We start from the raw sequence: 16,855 nt of genomic DNA, 5'->3' as shown, positions 1-16,855 counted from the left end.
AGGCCTGGAGCCTGTTGGATTTTTCCTCACGACATCGAACGAGAGTAGGTCAGGCGTGTACGCGATCGTGCGCAGTGGCGGCCGCCAGCACAAGGTTGCCGTTGGCGACGTTGTTGAGATCGACAAGGTGACCGACAAGGTGGGCGACAGCGTCGAGCTGACCCCGCTGCTGTTGGTTGACGGCGAGACCGTCACCTCTGACAAGGGTGCCCTGGAGAAGGCCTCGGTTTCGGCCGAGGTGCTGGCTGAGACCAAGGGTCCCAAGATCCGCATCATGAAGTACAAGAACAAGACCGGTTACAAGAAGCGCCAGGGGCACCGTCAGAAGTACACCCAGGTCAAGATCACCGGTATCAAGGGCTGAGGGAGCTGACATGGCACACAAGAAGGGCGCATCTTCGTCCAAGAACGGCCGCGACTCGAACGCTCAGCGCCTCGGCGTGAAGCGCTTCGGCGGCGAGCTGGTGAACGCTGGCGAGATCATCGTCCGTCAGCGCGGCACCCATTTCCACCCGGGCAATGGCGTCGGTCGCGGTGGCGACGACACCCTGTTCGCCCTGGTCGAGGGCAATGTCGAGTTCGGCACCCGTCGGGGTCGCCGGGTCGTCAACATCCAGCCCGTCGAGGCTGCTGCCAGCTGAACGCAGGCAGACTGAGAACCACACACGCTGAGGGCGGTCCGAAACGGGCCGCCCTCGGCGTTTCTGCCTAGGCTGAAGCCTGCACCGCCAACCGAGCCGCCCACACCTTCCCAGGACACGCCTTGACCGAGCAGCACACCACCCCCACCAGCGACGACGGCGCCAGCGCCGCACCGGACACCCGCCGCCGCCCGTCCGGCCGTTCCGGTTGGTTGCGCGGTGGCCTGGCGCTGGCCGCGGTGGGTGCCCTGGGCGCGGGAATCGTGGTGCTGGATCCGCTGGGCAAGCGCAATCCGGCCCCGGAGAGCGGCGCAGACGTGCTGCCGGCCTCGGTGCGCGCCTTCGCCGAGCTGGACGTCGAACCCGACCTGTTGCAGCGGGCGGAGATGGTGCGCTTCGCACTGCGGGTCAAGCCGGTGACCGAGGCCGTCTCCCTGACCGAACAGGGTGATCTTCGCGCCGAGCTGTGGCGGGGCCTGGTCAAGGGAACCGCCTGCGCCGGCGTCGACTACGACACGGCGGTCAAGCCCTGGTTGGGGCGCAAGGTGGCCGTCGCCCTGCCGTCGGGCTCCGACGAACCGGTCTGGGCATTGCAGGTGACCGACGAGCAGCAGGCCCGGCGGGGCGCGGCGACGCTGGCCGGCTGCGGCGCACTGCCCAGTGACGCTGCCTATCGCGACGGCTTCCTGGTGCTGGCCACCGGCTCGGGCCAGGCCGGACAGGTGCTCACAGAGGGCAGTTCCTCCCCACTGGCCACCAGCGATGACTACCTGGACGATCGCAAGCGCGTGGGGCGCCAGGGCCTGCTCAACTTCTGGGTCACCAAGCAAGGGATGGTGCACCTGCTGGATTCACCCGCCGTCGCCAAGCAGCTGGGGGAGAGCGGATCGCTTCCCGGCCGGGCGGTCGCCGAGATCCGGGCGGCGGGCTGGCGGAGCGCCGCCGGTTCGGTCCGGATGATCGAGGGCACCCCGGAACTCAAGCTGGCCGCCAAGGCGACCGAGGCCCACCAGACCAGCACCACGGAGATGAACCTGGCCAGCCTGCCACAGGACACGGTGCTTGCCTTCGGGATCAGCGACGGTGACCAGGTGGCGGCCGCGCGCTGGCCCCAGCTGCATCGGGTGCTGGGTCGCCTCGGCGTCGACGTAGGGCCCGCCGCCAGCCGGTTGAAGGGGGAACTGCCCGGCGATGCCCAGACCATGCTGGGCAAGGACCTGCGGGTGAGCTTCTCCCCGGCGAAGGGCGCCACGACGAGCCTCTCCGACCTGCCGATGCAGGTGGCCACCATCTCCCGCGGCAACCAGGAGGCCGACCGGGTGGAGTCGCTGGTGCGGCAGTCCGGCGTCGAACAGGATGGCTGGATCGCGTCGCGACGCAAGCGCACCGTCGTGGTCTCCCAGGACGCGGAGCGCAACAAGCTGGTGCTGCGCACCAAGAAGCGGCTGATCATGGATCCGAGCTTCAAGGCCGCCTACGCCACGCCGGAGCAGGGACAGATCGGCTTCTACGCCAATCTGGCCGCGCTGGGGCCGATCGCGAGCGACGCGGTCCCGCCCACGATCCGGCCCTGGGTGGAGAGCCTGGGCGCCGTGGGCGCCAATGCCCACAACGAGGACGCCAACTACAGCGTCGCCAAGCTGCGGGTGACCGCGCGCTGACATTGGCCGGAAGAGTCTGATGACCGGCTGGGGAACCGGAACTGGGTGTCATTCGTCACACCGACGTTGACCCGCGGCGGATCTAGGCTGCCGGGGGACCGCACCTCAGAGAGGACACACCATGACCGAGCACCGTCCGACCGGATACGAAGCCCCGCAGACCGCCGTCGAGAGCCCCGTACCGGCCGCTCCGGGGCAGATGGACCCCACTCCCAAGAAAAAGCTGGGCGCTGGGGCCAAGGCCGGTATCGCCGGGCTGGCCGTGCTGGCGCTGGGTGGCGGCTTCGCCCTGGCCGATCCGATGAACATGATCGGTGGCGATGGTGAAAGTGCCGCGTCGCTGATCCCGGCGGACGTCGTTGGCTACTCCGAGGTGAACTTCAACCCCGAGCTCTCGCAGAAGGCGGAGATGGTGCGCTTCGCGATGAAGTTCCCCTCGCTGAAGGAGAAGGTCAGTCTGACCGAGGGCGGCGACCTCAAGCAGGAGCTGTGGAATTCCATGAGCAAGGACAGCAGCTGCCTCAAGGAGATCAACTATGACGCGGACATCAAGCCGTGGCTGGGCGACCGGATGGCCGTCGCCGTCCGCTCCGGCGCCAAGACCCCGATCATCGCGATCGAGGCAAAGGACGAGGCCAAGGCCCGCGCTGGCTACGAGAAGCTGAACAAGTGCGAGACCAATGACGAGAACAAGCTGACCGGTCTGGCCTTCAGCGACGGCTACCTGGTGGCCGCCAAGACCCAGGCCGACGCCGACAAGGCCGTCGCCGATGCCAAGGCCGACCCGCTGGAGAAGAAGGCCGAGTTCAGCGAGGACCTGAAAAAGCTGGGCGACACCGGCCTGATGACCATGTGGGGCAGCAAGGACGGCCTGATCCAGCTCGTCGAGAGCTCGGACATCGACGACAAGGTGGCCCAGAGCAGCCCGACGGGTTCGTCCACCCCGGACCCGGTGGAGCAGCTCAAGCAGGCCGACTTCCGCTCCGGCGCCGCCACGCTGCGCTTCACCGGCGGCAACCCGGAGTTCCAGATGGTTGCCAAGGCTGTGAAGGACATGCCCAAGGTGGACGCCAGCAGCAAGGTGGGCGACCTGCCCGGTGACACCACCGTCGCCATCGGCATTGCCGACGGCGCCAACCAGGTGGACAAGAACTGGGAGCAGATCAAGCAGGCCATCGAGCAGAACGGCACCACCGTGGCCGATTTCGAGCAGCAGACGAAGATGAAGCTGCCCGATGACCTGAAGACTCTGCTGGGCAAGGACCTGCGGATCTCGGTTGGCAAGGTCAACCCCGACCAGATGGAGTCTCCGGCCGATCTGCCCTTCGCCGTCGCGATGGACACGGACAAGGCCAAGATCGAGGACCTGCTGACCCGGACCGGTCTGGGCAGCCAGGGCCTGCAGGTCAGCGGTAGCGACACCGCTCCGGTGCTGGCGATGAGCACGGACTGGGCGACCAAGGTGGCCAGCCCCGACAAGAAGCTCTCCGACGAGGCCGGGTACAAGGCCGCGGTTGCGAACCCTGACAAGGCGCAGTCGGTGGTCTACTGGAACGTGGAGGCCTTCAAGGACCTGATGACCAAGGACATGTCCAGCTCGGAGAAGGAGAACATCGATCCGCTGCAGGCCGTCGGGATCAGCTCGACGATCGAGGACGACAACTACTCCGCGATGACCATGCGGGTGACCGCCAAGTAAGCCGTAGCACGCGCCTCGGGCGCCCCGGTCCTCTGGGCCGGGGCGCCCGCGTCGTGTTCCCGGGTAGACTTGCCGGGCTGGACTGTGCGCCACTTGGCGCACCCGGCACCACCCGCCTTCTGCAAGAGAGATGTACCCATGGCTATTCCTTCCTTCGTCGACCGCGTGACGCTCACCGTCATCGCCGGCAACGGCGGTCACGGCTGTGCCTCGGTGCATCGCGAGAAGTTCAAGCCGCTGGGCGGCCCCGACGGTGGCAATGGTGGCGACGGTGGTTCGATCGTGCTGCGCGTCGACCCGCAGGTGACCACCCTGGTGGACTACCACCGGCAGTCGATCCGCAAGGCCGTCAATGGCCAGCCGGGCATGGGCGACCACAAGAACGGCTCGCGCGGTGAGGACACGGTGCTGGGCGTGCCGGAGGGCACCATCGTCACCGACGCCGAGACCGGCGAGACCCTGGCCGACCTGACCGGTGACAATGTGGAGGCCGTCGTCGCCGCCGGTGGCCGCGGCGGGCTGGGCAATGCCGCGCTGGCCAGCACCGCGCGCAAGGCCCCCGGCTTCGCCCTGCTGGGCGAGGACGGCGAGAGCCGCAAGATCATGCTGGAACTCAAGGTGGTCGCCGACGTCGGTCTGGTCGGCTTCCCCAGCGCCGGCAAGAGCTCGTTGATCGCCGCGATCAGCCGGGCCCGGCCGAAGATCGCCGACTACCCGTTCACCACCCTTGTGCCCAACCTGGGCGTCGTGGTGGCCGGCGACGTGACCTACACCGTCGCCGACGTGCCCGGCCTGATCGAGGGTGCCAGCATGGGCAAGGGGCTGGGTTTCGACTTCCTGCGCCACATCGAGCGCTGCCAGGCCATCGTGCACGTCGTGGACTGCGCCACCTTCGAGCCCGGCCGTGACCCGCTGACCGACCTGGACATCATCGAGGCCGAGCTCGCCGCCCACGGAGGCCTGGAGGACCGTCCGCGGATGGTGGCCCTGAACAAGGTGGACATCCCGGATGCCGCGGACATCGCGGAGATGGTCAGGGCCGACGTGGAGGCGCGTGGCTACAAGACCTTCGTGATCTCCACCAAGTCCGGCGAGGGCCTCAATGGGCTGACCTTCGCGATGGCGGAGCTGGTGGAGCAGCGGCGTGCCCTGCTGCCGCCGCCCGCGCCGAAGAAGATCGTGATCCGTCCGCAGGCCGTGGCGGAGAAGGACGCCTTCACCATCAAGAAGATGGGCGACGGCGAGGGCGGTTTCGTCTGGCGCGTGCGCGGCGAGAAGCCCGAACGCTGGGTCCGCCAGACCGACTTCAACAACGGCGAGGCCGTCGGCTACCTCGCCGACCGGCTCAATCGGCTCGGCATCGAGGACAAGCTGCTGGAGATCGGTGCCCGCCCGGGCGACGCGGTGGCCATCGGCGGCGGGGACGACCCGGTGGTCTTCGACTTCGCGCCGCAGGTGGAGACCGGCGCCGAGCTGCTCAGCCGTCGCGGTGAGGACCAGCGCTTCGACGAGCAGCGGCCCGCGGTGGCCCGTCGTCGGGAGAAGGATGCCGAATACCAGGAGCGCCGCGGTGGCATGCACCGCGACGCCTGGCGGGTGATCAATGCGGCCGCGGACGGCTACGAGCCCGATGACGAGGCCGACGACAACGGCTTCGAGGCCGACTACGCCGAGGTGGGGGAGTCCTTCGAGGACGACGCCGAGGGCGAGGGCCGCTGAGCATGCGCCAGGCGCTTCGTCAGGCCGAACGGATCGTGGTGAAGGTCGGCTCGTCGTCGCTGACCACCGCCGAAGGCGGGATCGATCCGCAGCGGGTGCAGCGGCTGGTGGACGCCATCGCCGACGTGCGCGCCCACGGCACCCAGGTGGTGCTGATCAGTTCCGGCGCCATCGCCGCCGGCCTGGCGCCGCTGGGGATGACGCGTCGCCCCCGGGATCTGGCGAGCCAGCAGGCCGCGGCCAGCGTCGGGCAGGGACTGCTGATGCAGGAGTACACCGAACGCTTCGGCGCGCACGGGCTACGGGTGGGCCAGCTGCTGCTCACCGTCGACGACGTCACCCGGCAGAACAGCTACCAGAATGCGCTGCGCACCCTCGGCAAGCTGCTCAAGCTGCGGGCCGTGCCGATCGTCAACGAGAACGACACCGTCGCCACCCACGAGATCCGCTTCGGCGACAATGACCGGCTGGGGGCCCTGGTGGCGCAGATGGTGCGGGCCGACGCGCTGGTGCTGCTCAGCGACGTCGATGGGCTCTACACCGCCCACCCCGACGACCCGGGCTCGGAGCGGATCGTGCAGGTGAGCGACGTCGCCATGCTGGAGGTGGACACCCAAAAGGCCGGCACCTCGATCGGGTCGGGTGGGATGACCACCAAGCTGCAGGCCGCCCACATCGCCACCAGCGCAGGGATTCCGGTGGTGCTGGCCCGCGCTGACCAGGCCCTGGCCGCGATGACGGGGCAGGATGTCGGCACCCTGTTCGAGCCCAATGGCAAGCGTCGCCCCCGACGGTTGCTCTGGCTGGCCCACGCCACCAGCGCCCGCGGCCGGCTGCTGCTGGACGACGGGGCGGTGCGGGCCGTCACCCAAGGCAAGGCCTCGCTGCTGGCGGCCGGGATCACCGGGATCGAGGGGGACTTCGTGCCCGGCGATCCGGTTGATCTGGTCTCGGCGGCCGGCAAGGTGGTGGCGCGTGGGCTGGTCGGCTTCGGTTCTGAGGAACTGCCGGCCATGCTGGGCCGCAATTCCCACGAGCTGGCCGAGCAGCTTGGCCAGGAGTACGAACGGGAAGTGGTGCACCGTGACGCGCTGGTGGTCTTCCGCCGTCCGCGTTGAGTCCCCCGGTCTACGAGCAGAACCCAACCACCCGAGCCTGTCGAGGGGCTGTGGCGAGGGCCTCGACAGGCTCGGCCACCGTGGTCGGTCCCTGCCGGCGCGTCGCCGTTCAGGGAACGGGATGACGCGGCGCGGGCGATGGACCGCCCTCTAGCATGGCGTCCATGAGCGCATTCCATGACCAGGCCGTCGCGGCCCGCACCGCAGCCCGTGAACTGGCCACCCTGCCGCGCGGCCGCAAGGACGCGGCACTGCACGCCATGGCCGATGCCCTGGCCGCCGCCGAGGCCGACGTGCTGGCCGCCAACGCCCAGGATGTCGAGGCTGCCCGGCAGGGTGGCACGGCGCAGGCGATGATCGACCGGCTGAGCCTGGACCCGAAGCGGATCGCGGGCATGGTGCAGGGCCTGCGGGATCTGGCTGGGCTGGCCGATCCGGTGGGCGACGTGCTGCGTGGCTTCACCACCGCCGCCGGGGTGCGGATCACCCAGATCCGGGTGCCCTTCGGCGTGGTCGGCATCATCTATGAGGCCCGTCCCAATGTCACCGCCGATGCTGCCGGGATCTGCCTGAAGAGCGGCAACGCGGCGCTGCTGCGCGGCTCCTCGTCGGCGCTGAACTCCAACCGGGCCGTCGTCGCCGCGCTGCGCACCGGCCTGCAGGGCCAGGGGATCAATCCCGACGCTGTCAGCCTGGTGGAGGGCGGCCGGGAGGTCACCGGCGAGATGATGACCGCCCGCGGTCTGGTCGATGTGCTGATCCCGCGGGGTGGCGCCGGGCTGATCAATGCCGTGGTCAGCGGCTCCACCGTTCCGGTGATCGAAACCGGCACCGGTAATTGCCACCTGTTCGTCGATGTCGCCGCGGATCAGCAGATGGCGCTGGAGATCATGCTCAATGCCAAGACCCAGCGGCCCAGTGTCTGCAATGCGCTGGAGACACTGCTGGTGCACGCCGACATCGCCGACGAGTTCGTGCCCAGGGCGATGGCGGCGTTGACCGCCGCCGGGGTGACGGTGCACGGCGACGAGTCGATCATCGGTCTCGATCCGGCGATCGTGGCGGCCACCGAGACGGAGTACGACGCCGAATACCTCTCGCTGGATCTGGCGGCCAAGGTGGTCAGCGGTCTGGACGAGGCGATCGAGCACATCCGGCAGCACACGTCGGGGCATTCGGAGACGATCGTCACCAATGACCTGGCCGTCGCCAACCGCTTCACCGCGGAGGTTGATGCCGCGGCCGTGCTGGTCAACGCCTCCAGCCGGTTCATCGACGGCGGGGAGTTCGGCTTCGGGGCGGAGATCGGCATTTCCACCCAGAAGCTGCACGCTCGCGGGCCGATGGCCTTGCCGGAGATGACTTCCACCAAATATGTCGTCGTGGGTAGTGGCCAGATTCGCGGTTGATTCGGGTAGGCTGCCGCCATGTCTTTGGTGCTACTGGAATCCGAAATCCCCACCTGGGTGGCCGGCGTCATCATGCTGGTCGCGATGCTCAGCGCGCTCGCCTTCGTGATGAATGTCGGCCGCGGCCGTCCGCACAGCTGATCACGAATCGAAGCCTCGTCGATGACCTCTGATGGAGCGCCTGACCAGGCGCTCGGAATTGTGCACCCCGAAACCGGAGATCGCCCGTGGCGGCTCGGCGTGATGGGTGGCACCTTTGACCCGATCCACCACGGCCACCTGGTCGCCGCCAGTGAGGTGGCCGCCCGCTTCGGTCTTGACGAGGTGGTGTTCGTGCCCACCGGCGTGCCGTGGCAGAAGGCCGGCCGCGACGTCTCCATGGCCGAGGATCGCTACTTGATGACGGTGGTTGCCACCGCCTCCAATCCACGCTTCAGCGTGTCCCGCGTCGACATCGACCGGCCGGGCGACACCTACACCGTCGACACGCTGAAGGACCTGCGCCGTAACCGTGGCGAGAATGTGGAGCTCTTCTTCATCACCGGTGCCGACGCCCTGGCCAAGATCCTCACCTGGCGCGGTGCCGAGGAGCTCTTTGACCTGGCGCACTTCATCGGTGTCAGCCGCCCCGGCGTGCCGCTGGGGGAGAACGACATCAGGCACCTGCCGGCGGACAAGGTGACCCTGCTCGAGGTGCCTGCCATGGCGATCTCCTCCACCGACTGCCGCAATCGCGTCGGCGAGGGGCTGCCGATCTGGTACCTGGTGCCGGACGGCATCGTGCAGTACATCGCCAAGCGGGGGCTCTACGGCCACTCCGAGGCGGAGCAGGATCGCGTCGACACCAGCATGTCCGCCGACGAACTGGGGGAGCGGGCCGCAGCCGAGAATGCTCGCCTCAACTCCCTGGGCAAGAAGCCCTCCGACAAGCAGAAAGACACCGCGTGAGCGCCACCGAGAATGCCCTGACCATCACCAAGCTGGCCGCCCAGGCCGCCGCCGACAAGCTCGGCACCGACATCGTCGCCTTCGACGTCAGCGAGCACCTGGCCATCACCGACATCTTCCTGGTGGTCACCGCCAGCAATGAGCGTCAGGTGGGAGCCGTCGTCGACGGGGTGGAGGAACAGTTGCTCAAGCACCAGTTCAAGCCCGTCCGGCGCGAGGGGGACCGGGAGAACCGCTGGGTGCTGCTGGACTACATCGACGTCGTGGTGCACGTGCAGCACACCGAGGAGCGCTCGCTGTACTCGCTGGAGCGGCTCTGGAAGGACTGCCCGCGCCTGGAGCTCGACGTGAACTATGGCCGGCCGGAAGCTGCGGAGCAGGCCACCGAGGCCTGAGAACCGGATGAGCAGCAGCATCCTGCACAGCGACGCACCAGCCACCCGGCTGGTGTTGTTGCGCCACGGGCTGACCGACTGGAATCGGGCGGGGCGCTTCCAGGGGCAGCTCGACGTCGGGCTGAACGACGTCGGCCGGTCCCAGGCGGAGCGGGTCGCGCCGCACATGGCGGCGCTGGAGCCCGACGTGCTGATCTCGTCGGACCTGACCCGGGCCTATGACACGGCCCGGGCGGTGTCCGCCGTGACCGGTCTGGAGATCATCCCCGAGCCCCGGGTGCAGGAGATCAATGTCGGCAGCTGGGGCGGCCTGACCGGCGCCGAGATGGCCGAACGCGACCCGAGCTTTGCCGACGCCCTGCGCAGCGGCCGGGACTTTCGTCGCTCCCCGGAAGGGGAGACTGCCGACGAGGTGGGCGTGCGGATGCGGCTGGCCCTGACCGACCTTGCCGGCCAGTACGAGGGCCAGACCGTCGTGGTGGTCAGCCACGGCCTGGCCATTCGGATGGCCTGCGGCTACCTGCTGGGCTGGGACTTTGCCCACACCTGGCAGCTGGGCCCGATGGGCAACTGCGGTTGGTCGGTCCTGGTGCGGACCGCCGACCGGCCCTGGCGCCTGGAGGCCTACAACCGCACCGTCCAGGCTGGCTGAGCCTTGCCTCCTCGGTGGCCTGAGCCTGCATTTGCGGTGGCTTGAGCCTGCATCTGCGGTGGCTTGAGCCTGTCGAAGCCACGATTTGCTCCACACAGTCGTAACCGGTAGAGTTCCACGAGTCGCAAGGGCGGTCGCCGCCCATGAGACGCCCAATCTGGGGCTATGGCGCAGTTGGTAGCGCGCTTCCATGGCATGGAAGAGGCCAGGGGTTCGAATCCCCTTAGCTCCACTGGATGTCCTCCTTCGGGAGGTTGTCCTGAACACAACTGAAACCTGGGGCTATGGCGCAGTTGGTAGCGCGCTTCCATGGCATGGAAGAGGCCAGGGGTTCGAATCCCCTTAGCTCCACTTGGAATGAACAGCACTGAACTGCCCCGCCTGATGGCGGGGCAGTTTTGTTTCTGCGGTGACGTGGGCCGGGGCGTCGATGTTGGTGTGGGCGAGGATGCTGGCGGTGGTCTGCTCGGGTGTGTAGGTGGCGTTCTCTTCGTCGTCGATGGTGATGCGGGTGAAGAGGTGTCCCGCGTCAAGCTTTCTGGCAGGCCGGTTATGAGGGCATGATCGGCGTCTGAGAAGCAGGAGGACCCGACCATGGGACGACCACCGGTGTTCAGCCCGGAGACCAAGACCCGGATCGTGCTGAGCGTGCTGGCCGGCGAGATCACCGTCGCCGAAGCAGCGCGCAAGGAAAAGGTCTCCGAGCAGTCGATCGGCCGATGGAAGGCCGAGTTCCTCGAAGCAGGCAAGACCGCACTCGCGACCGGAAAGTCCGGCCCGTCGACCCGCGAGGCCCAACTCGAGGCCCAGGTCGAGGACCTCACCCTCGCGCTCGGGGAGGCAGCGGTCGAGCTGCGTGTCTGGAAGAAGAGCGCGGAGGGCCGGCTGGGCCCTTCGAAGACCTCGAGGTAATCCGGAAAGAGGCGGGAATGTCGACCTCGAGGTTCTGCGAACTGCTCGACATTCCCGAACGAACGTGGCGACGCTGGCAAGCCAGGGCCCGCGCCGGACAACCGGTCAAGGGGCCGTGGCCGGCCCCATCACGTGACCAGCACCGAGCGGCTGTGGTCGCGATGGCCAGCAAGCATTCCGCCTGGGGGCACCGCAAGATCTGGGCCATGGTCCGACACGACGGGCACCGGATCTCCCCGTCGACGGTGTTGCGGATCATGGCCGACGAAGACCTCCTTCTCCACGCTGACTACCAGAAACAGCGCCGCGAACTAGCCAACCAACGCAAGGCCGCGTTCGCCGCGCCACCCACCGGTTCGAACCAGGTGTGGCAGTTCGACTTCTCCGAGTACGAGACCACCGGCGGGGGGACCTGGCGCGTCGCCGGCGTCGCAGACTATTTCAGCAAGTACGAGTTCGGCTGGCACTGGTCCCCGACCGCGAACCAGCACGACGCCATCGCCGGGGTCCAACTCGCCCTGGCGGAGGCAGAAGCCATGCTCGGCGGCATCACGCTCATCGATCACCTGACCGATCCCGACACAGGTGAGATCGTCCCGATCACGCTGGTCACCGACAACGGCGGCCCATTCCGGTCGTTCCGCTTCGAGCACGTCATCACCGCGCATCCTGAGCTGCGTCATGTCCGGACCCGTGTCCGCACACCCGGGCAGAACGGCGTCCGCGAACGCGCCTTCCAGAGCCTGAAGTACGAGCGGCTCTACCGCGAGCAGATCGACGATGCGCTCGACCTGGTCCGTGAGGCCGATGCCTACCGGGCCGAGTTCAACACCGTCCGACCCCACGAGGCCCTGGCCTGGAACCGGCCCTCAGAGGTCCACCGCGGCCTGGCCGACCCGACCGTCCCCAACGTTCCCGAGCCCGAAATCCTGCCAACTACTTGACGCGGGACAATCGCCTCCGTCATCCACCACCGCCTCGCCAACGCCACCACCCGACCCGCCGGCTCCGGCCGCACACGACAGGCCCCGCGTCTCATCGCCGGGCTGATTCCCGAAGCCACCGGCCCCATGACCCCCGACATGCAGCAAGCGCTGATCGGGCGCCGCCACCTCATCGAAACCCGAGCAGAAGCCGTCTTGGACACCGCCCTCCACACCCACGAGCCCTGGGTTACAGCGCTCGGCCCGATCCCAGCCGATGGGCGGGATCGGCAGCAGTGGCGACGCCGCGCCCTGGTTGTGGCCGCCTACCGTGACCGGTACCAGATCACCGGCCCGGCTCCGCTCGGCGCCGAGCCCGAGAGCACGGCCCAGACGATCGACGCCGCGCGAGCGAGAGCCGCATTCACGCGCATGGCCGAGATCACTCGTGTGGACCGCCGAGGTGCCGATCAGCGATCAGCCCAGCGCGTTCACACGCTGTAATTTCATGAGAGCCCACCGCAGGGGAGGTTGGTTGTCGCAGGGCACTAGCCGGGACGACCAGGCGGCATGGGCAGGGCAACTATCTGACATCGCTTCTTCGTTCACAGGTTGTCATCTCCGTTCCCAGAGGCAGCTACCGGTAGGCTTGGGGAACCAACACCCGGTTGGGGGGCGTATCGCTGAGAGGAGGTCTCTGATGGCGACCAACGATCAGCTCAAAGCACTCGTAAAGAGCCATGCCGACGGCGACGACCCGCAGTTTTACGCCGTTGCCATGCAAGTTGCAGCCAAAGCCGCACGTGCCGGACAGTCAAAGTTCGCCCAAGAGCTTCGCGATCTCGTCAACGACCTCCGTGAACGATCTGGTCAGCGAGCCCGTGTTGCTGCCGTGGTTCCGTTTGCTCAACCGAAGGGTGAGCTTGGAGCGCTGCTCAACGTCTCGTACCCCGAGGCCAGGCTGAGCGACCTCGTGCTCACAGACAAACTCAATGAGCGTCTGACGCAGGTGCTGCTGGAACAGAGGCAGCGTGACGCGCTGGCACGGCATGGCCTGACCCCTGCCCGACATCTCTTGCTAACCGGGCCGCCCGGCACTGGGAAGACATCCACTGCGCGTGTGATCGCCGGCGAACTCGGGCTTCCGCTCTTCTCAATCAGGCTGGATACGGTACTTACCAAGTTCATGGGTGAGACTGCCGCAAAACTGCGTCTCGTTTTCGATGCGCTCGCCGAGACTCGCGGCGTCTATCTCTTTGATGAGGTGGACGCGCTCGGCGGCGACCGCGCCGTGCAGAATGACGTAGGAGAGATTCGTCGAGTCCTCAACTCCTTCTTACAGTTCCTTGAAGAGGACACGTCAGACAGTGTCATCATCGCCGCAACGAATCATCCCAGCCTGTTGGACAACGCGCTGTTCCGCAGATTCGACACAGTGATGGACTTCGCTTTGCCGGACGATGCCGCAGTAGAGTCGGTCATCAAGAACCGACTCGCGTCATTCCAGATCCACAACCTGAGTTGGGCACGAATCATCCCGGCGGCTCGTGGTCTAAGTCATGCCGAAATCGCGACCGCAGCCGAGAATTCCGCTAAACGCACCGTCCTTGGCGGACGCACCCGAGTGCGTACCGATGATGTTGTCATCGCATTGGAAGAACGTCCTCGCCCCAAGCGTCGGACCGGCGGGACGAACTAGCTGACATGACTGAACGAGACCGTCCACACATCCTAGTGCCCACGCTGCCCGCGTCTGAGTCCTTCACACCCATCTCAACTCCGGTGACGAGCCGGGGTGGCGGCTTTGGCGGGAGCCGGAGCGAGCACGGGAAGCGCCTGGCTCAAGAATTCGAGGCCGCCTGGTTGCCACCGGTAGATGATCCGGAAACCAAGGGAACATACCTCACCTTCGCCTCCTTTCCGGGCCTCGAATTGATGCTAGAGAGCTTGGAGTCGCATCGGCCGGGCGCCCAGCCAGAACTTGTCGCTGTCCAGTGGGAATCGACCCCTGCAGGTGAGGTCGAAAATGCGACGGTCTTTATCCCCGAAGGGCAGAAAGAGTTCTTTCTCAAGAAACTTGAGCAGTATGTAGAGACCGCCGAAGTCGTAGCAGGGAAGCCGAAGCATGCGGCTCTCATCGAAGGCATTGCTTCCATCCGTCGGGCAACGATTCGCGAGCTGTGGACAGACCCCGCTGATGAGTACCCTACCAACCCCGCCGAATCCCTATGGTGGGAGCTGTGGCTCAGGGCCGTTGACGGTCAGGAATACGTGCGACTTAGGGCGTACGCCCAGCTACACAACCTCCCTGTGAGTGACCACTACCTCGGATTCGGTGACCGAACGGTAGTGCTCATCCGCGCCACGAGTGAACAGCTCGCGATGACCTTTCGGAATATTGATGACATCGCCGAGCTGCGTCGACCTCACGAAGTAGCCTCGTTTCTTCCAGGGCTATCCGCGGTTGAACAACGCGAATGGGTGCGTGAACTGCAATCTCGTGTCGAACACGCTGGAACCGGCGCGCCCGTGGTGTGCATCCTCGACCGTGGCGTGCAGGCTGGGCACCCGCTATTGGAGGAATCACTCTCAGCCGCTGATTTGCACGCGGTTGAGCCGGGTTGGCGGAAAGATGTGGCGATCCACTCACACGGCACCGAGATGGCGGGACTTGCGCTCTACGGAGACCTACAGGCCGCGGTCGGCACTCAGCGCCATATTCGTCTGGAGCACCGGCTCGAGTCGGTGAAGTTGCTCCCCGATACCGGGAAGAACGATCCCGATGTATATGGGGCAGTGACCGCAAGAGCTATAGATCAGCCCGAGATTTCAGCAGCGAATCGCGCCCGAGTTTTCATGTTGGCCATCACGGCAAGGGCCGCAACACCAAACCCAGGGCATCGTGTCGAAGACCGTCCGAAGCAGGAGTCTGGACGTCCAACCGCATGGTCGGCCACGCTCGATGCGCTGGCTTTTGGCCGTTCGATTGATGACAGCGTCTCTAAGTTCACCTACCTGAACCGAGATGAGGAGCCGACGCCTCGGCTCGTTTTAGTTTCTGCTGGCAACATTCGTGACGTGCGTGCTGAGGACAATCACCTTGATCGTAGCGACGCGGAAGGTGTCGAAGACCCAGCACAGTCGTGGAACGCGCTCACGGTTGGAGCCTACGCCGAGCATGACGCGATGGATCACGCTCCGAACATTTTCGCAGGGTACGTGCCGATCGCTGCTCGTGGTGAATTGTCACCGACCAGCCGAACCTCGGTCTCCTTTGATCAGAAGCGGTGGCCGTTCAAGCCGGATGTCGTCGCACCTGGTGGGAACCTTGCTCGGACCCCTGACGGATCAGGGGTGGATACACCGGAGAACCTCGCGATCCTCACCACTCGACTTCAACGCCCGGGCGAGGGCTTCTTTACAACCACCCGTGATACATCGGCGGCGACGGCCCAGGTGTCGGCAATCGCAGCCGACATTCGGGCCGCCTACCCTCACTTGAGGCCTGAGACAGTCCGCGCCCTGATCGTCCACTCTGCCGAATGGACGGACCCGATGCGAGCGCGGATCGATGCCGCGGGCACTAAGGGGGCAGCGGTCAACCTTCTTCGTCGCTACGGGATGGGCGTGCCCAGCCTAGAACGCGCTACCCGCAGCGCAACCAACGCGCTGACGCTTGTTGATGAAGCAGCCATTCATCCATATGAGCGTGACGGCAACTCAAGCAGCGGAAGAGCTCGCGAGATGAACTTGCATCGTCTACCGTGGCCCATCGGCGAGCTGTCTACGCTTGGAGAGACCGAAGTTCGGTTGCGGATTACCCTCTCGTACTTTGTAGAGCCAAACCCATCGAGGCGCGGCTGGACGGGGCGATACGTCTATCCCTCTCATGGCTTGCGCTTCGCGATGAAGCGACCCGAGGACAACCTTGACGTGTTCCGCCAGCGCGTCAATAAGCGGGCACGCGAGGAAGGCGAGAAACCGCTGACACTCGACACCGAGAGCGGTTGGCTTTTCGGGCGTGACCAGCAGACCTCGTCAGGGTCTCTTCACACCGATATTTGGTCGGGGTCAGCCGCCGACCTCGCGGCCAAGGAGGCGGTGGTTGTGTACCCTGTCGCAGGTTGGTGGAAAAGCCGGCCGAAAATGGATCAGAGCGATAAAGGCGTTCACTACTCGCTCGTCGTCAGCATTGAAGCTCCCGAGGTAGAAGTTGATCTGTGGACACCGGTGTACCAGCAGGTGGCAGCCGTGATCGAAGTCTGACAGTCAGACCTGATCCCGCGGCGAGTATCGACGAGCGCCTTCACGCGACAAAGTTGACCGGGCGCATGGAGCAACAGCTCAGGAGCAGGGAGCCCGCACCGTCCCAAAGATAGCGTGAGACCCCACAATCGGACGAGGTCGCCGCCTCGCTGGGTAGGTTCTTCTTCGGCGGCGCGGGCCCGAGCCACGCGACCCTCACGGGGTGCTTCACGGCGTGTCGTCTATCGGACGAGGACCCCTACGACGTCGCCACCGGCACGCCAAACAAGGAGACAGGCGACTACGTGATCCGCGAGGCAACGCACGTGGCGGAGCTGCTTCTGACCACGCATGATCGGCAAATGGGTCGCGCCTCCTGACAGCGGTCCCGGAAGGCACGCGCTAGCCTCGATCTTTCATGAGGGCTGGTTGGTCAACGGTCCAGCGTCGTTGCCGGTCTCGTAGTCATGATTCTGGCATGGGGGTGTGACAAGGTCCCGCATGCGCTGCGGGTAGGCGTCGGTTCCACTGCC

The 16,855-nt window shown here is 66.3% G+C and carries 16 protein-coding genes and 2 tRNA genes; all 18 read left to right on the top strand.

The window, feature by feature from the left end; translation table 11 throughout:
* Positions 1 to 55 precede the first annotated feature (55 nt).
* The 18 genes from rplU (at position 56) to AAEX57_RS13610 (ending at position 16,343) form a co-directional block, all read left to right on the top strand.
* On the top strand, positions 56 to 364 hold the full coding sequence (gene rplU / locus AAEX57_RS13695) for a 50S ribosomal protein L21 (RefSeq protein ID WP_342092832.1): 309 nt from the start codon (positions 56 to 58) through the stop codon (positions 362 to 364).
* A 10-nt stretch (positions 365 to 374) separates the two neighbouring features.
* Positions 375 to 641, top strand: coding sequence for a 50S ribosomal protein L27 (gene rpmA, locus AAEX57_RS13690; protein ID WP_342092831.1), 267 nt, complete (start codon positions 375 to 377; stop codon positions 639 to 641).
* Positions 642 to 763: 122 nt separating this feature from the next.
* Positions 764 to 2,302 carry a hypothetical protein gene (locus AAEX57_RS13685; RefSeq protein WP_342092830.1) on the top strand — a complete coding sequence of 513 codons (1,539 nt, stop codon included), beginning with the start codon at positions 764 to 766 and terminating at the stop codon, positions 2,300 to 2,302.
* Between the two features lie 121 nt (positions 2,303 to 2,423).
* The gene (locus AAEX57_RS13680) at positions 2,424 to 4,001 is read left to right on the top strand and encodes a DUF3352 domain-containing protein (RefSeq protein ID WP_342092829.1); all 1,578 of its coding nucleotides are present in this window, start codon (positions 2,424 to 2,426) and stop codon (positions 3,999 to 4,001) included.
* A 138-nt stretch (positions 4,002 to 4,139) separates the two neighbouring features.
* Entirely contained in the window at positions 4,140 to 5,720 is a 1,581-nt protein-coding gene (gene obgE / locus AAEX57_RS13675; protein ID WP_342092828.1) for a GTPase ObgE, read from the top strand.
* Between the two features lie 2 nt (positions 5,721 to 5,722).
* Entirely contained in the window at positions 5,723 to 6,838 is a 1,116-nt protein-coding gene (proB, locus tag AAEX57_RS13670; protein WP_342092827.1) for a glutamate 5-kinase, read from the top strand.
* Between the two features lie 155 nt (positions 6,839 to 6,993).
* A complete protein-coding gene (locus tag AAEX57_RS13665; RefSeq protein WP_342092826.1) occupies positions 6,994 to 8,247 on the top strand; it encodes a glutamate-5-semialdehyde dehydrogenase in 1,254 nt (417 codons plus the stop codon).
* 18 nt (positions 8,248 to 8,265) lie between these two features.
* Positions 8,266 to 8,388 carry a hypothetical protein gene (locus AAEX57_RS13660; protein WP_342092825.1) on the top strand — a complete coding sequence of 41 codons (123 nt, stop codon included), beginning with the start codon at positions 8,266 to 8,268 and terminating at the stop codon, positions 8,386 to 8,388.
* A gap of 21 nt (positions 8,389 to 8,409) precedes the next feature.
* Complete coding sequence (nadD, locus tag AAEX57_RS13655) at positions 8,410 to 9,195, top strand: nicotinate-nucleotide adenylyltransferase (RefSeq protein ID WP_342092824.1); 786 nt, start codon at positions 8,410 to 8,412, stop codon at positions 9,193 to 9,195.
* The gene (rsfS, locus tag AAEX57_RS13650) at positions 9,192 to 9,590 is read left to right on the top strand and encodes a ribosome silencing factor (protein ID WP_342092823.1); all 399 of its coding nucleotides are present in this window, start codon (positions 9,192 to 9,194) and stop codon (positions 9,588 to 9,590) included. The genes nadD and rsfS overlap by 4 nt, the downstream gene beginning before the upstream one ends.
* A 7-nt stretch (positions 9,591 to 9,597) precedes the next feature.
* Positions 9,598 to 10,242, top strand: coding sequence for a histidine phosphatase family protein (locus tag AAEX57_RS13645; protein WP_342092822.1), 645 nt, complete (start codon positions 9,598 to 9,600; stop codon positions 10,240 to 10,242).
* Between the two features lie 159 nt (positions 10,243 to 10,401).
* Positions 10,402 to 10,474: transfer RNA gene (locus AAEX57_RS13640), tRNA-Ala, on the top strand.
* A gap of 46 nt (positions 10,475 to 10,520) precedes the next feature.
* Positions 10,521 to 10,593: transfer RNA gene (locus AAEX57_RS13635), tRNA-Ala, on the top strand.
* 243 nt (positions 10,594 to 10,836) lie between these two features.
* Positions 10,837 to 11,154: a helix-turn-helix domain-containing protein gene (locus AAEX57_RS13630; protein ID WP_342092821.1), complete on the top strand. Its 318-nt coding sequence runs from the start codon at positions 10,837 to 10,839 to the stop codon at positions 11,152 to 11,154.
* A gap of 17 nt (positions 11,155 to 11,171) precedes the next feature.
* Positions 11,172 to 12,098, top strand: coding sequence for an integrase core domain-containing protein (locus AAEX57_RS13625; protein ID WP_342092820.1), 927 nt, complete (start codon positions 11,172 to 11,174; stop codon positions 12,096 to 12,098).
* Between the two features lie 126 nt (positions 12,099 to 12,224).
* Complete coding sequence (locus AAEX57_RS13620) at positions 12,225 to 12,581, top strand: hypothetical protein (RefSeq protein WP_342092819.1); 357 nt, start codon at positions 12,225 to 12,227, stop codon at positions 12,579 to 12,581.
* Between the two features lie 196 nt (positions 12,582 to 12,777).
* Entirely contained in the window at positions 12,778 to 13,776 is a 999-nt protein-coding gene (locus AAEX57_RS13615; protein ID WP_342092818.1) for an AAA family ATPase, read from the top strand.
* Positions 13,777 to 13,781: 5 nt separating this feature from the next.
* Positions 13,782 to 16,343 (top strand): S8 family peptidase, encoded by a 2,562-nt coding sequence (locus tag AAEX57_RS13610; RefSeq protein WP_342092817.1) that lies wholly within the window; start codon positions 13,782 to 13,784, stop codon positions 16,341 to 16,343.
* Positions 16,344 to 16,855: the final 512 nt, after the last annotated feature.

The organism is Luteococcus sp. H91, assembly GCF_038433135.1.
Taxonomy (GTDB): domain Bacteria; phylum Actinomycetota; class Actinomycetes; order Propionibacteriales; family Propionibacteriaceae; genus Luteococcus.
Note: the sequence above shows the minus strand (reverse complement) of the source record. Positions and strands in the feature narration are given on the sequence as shown.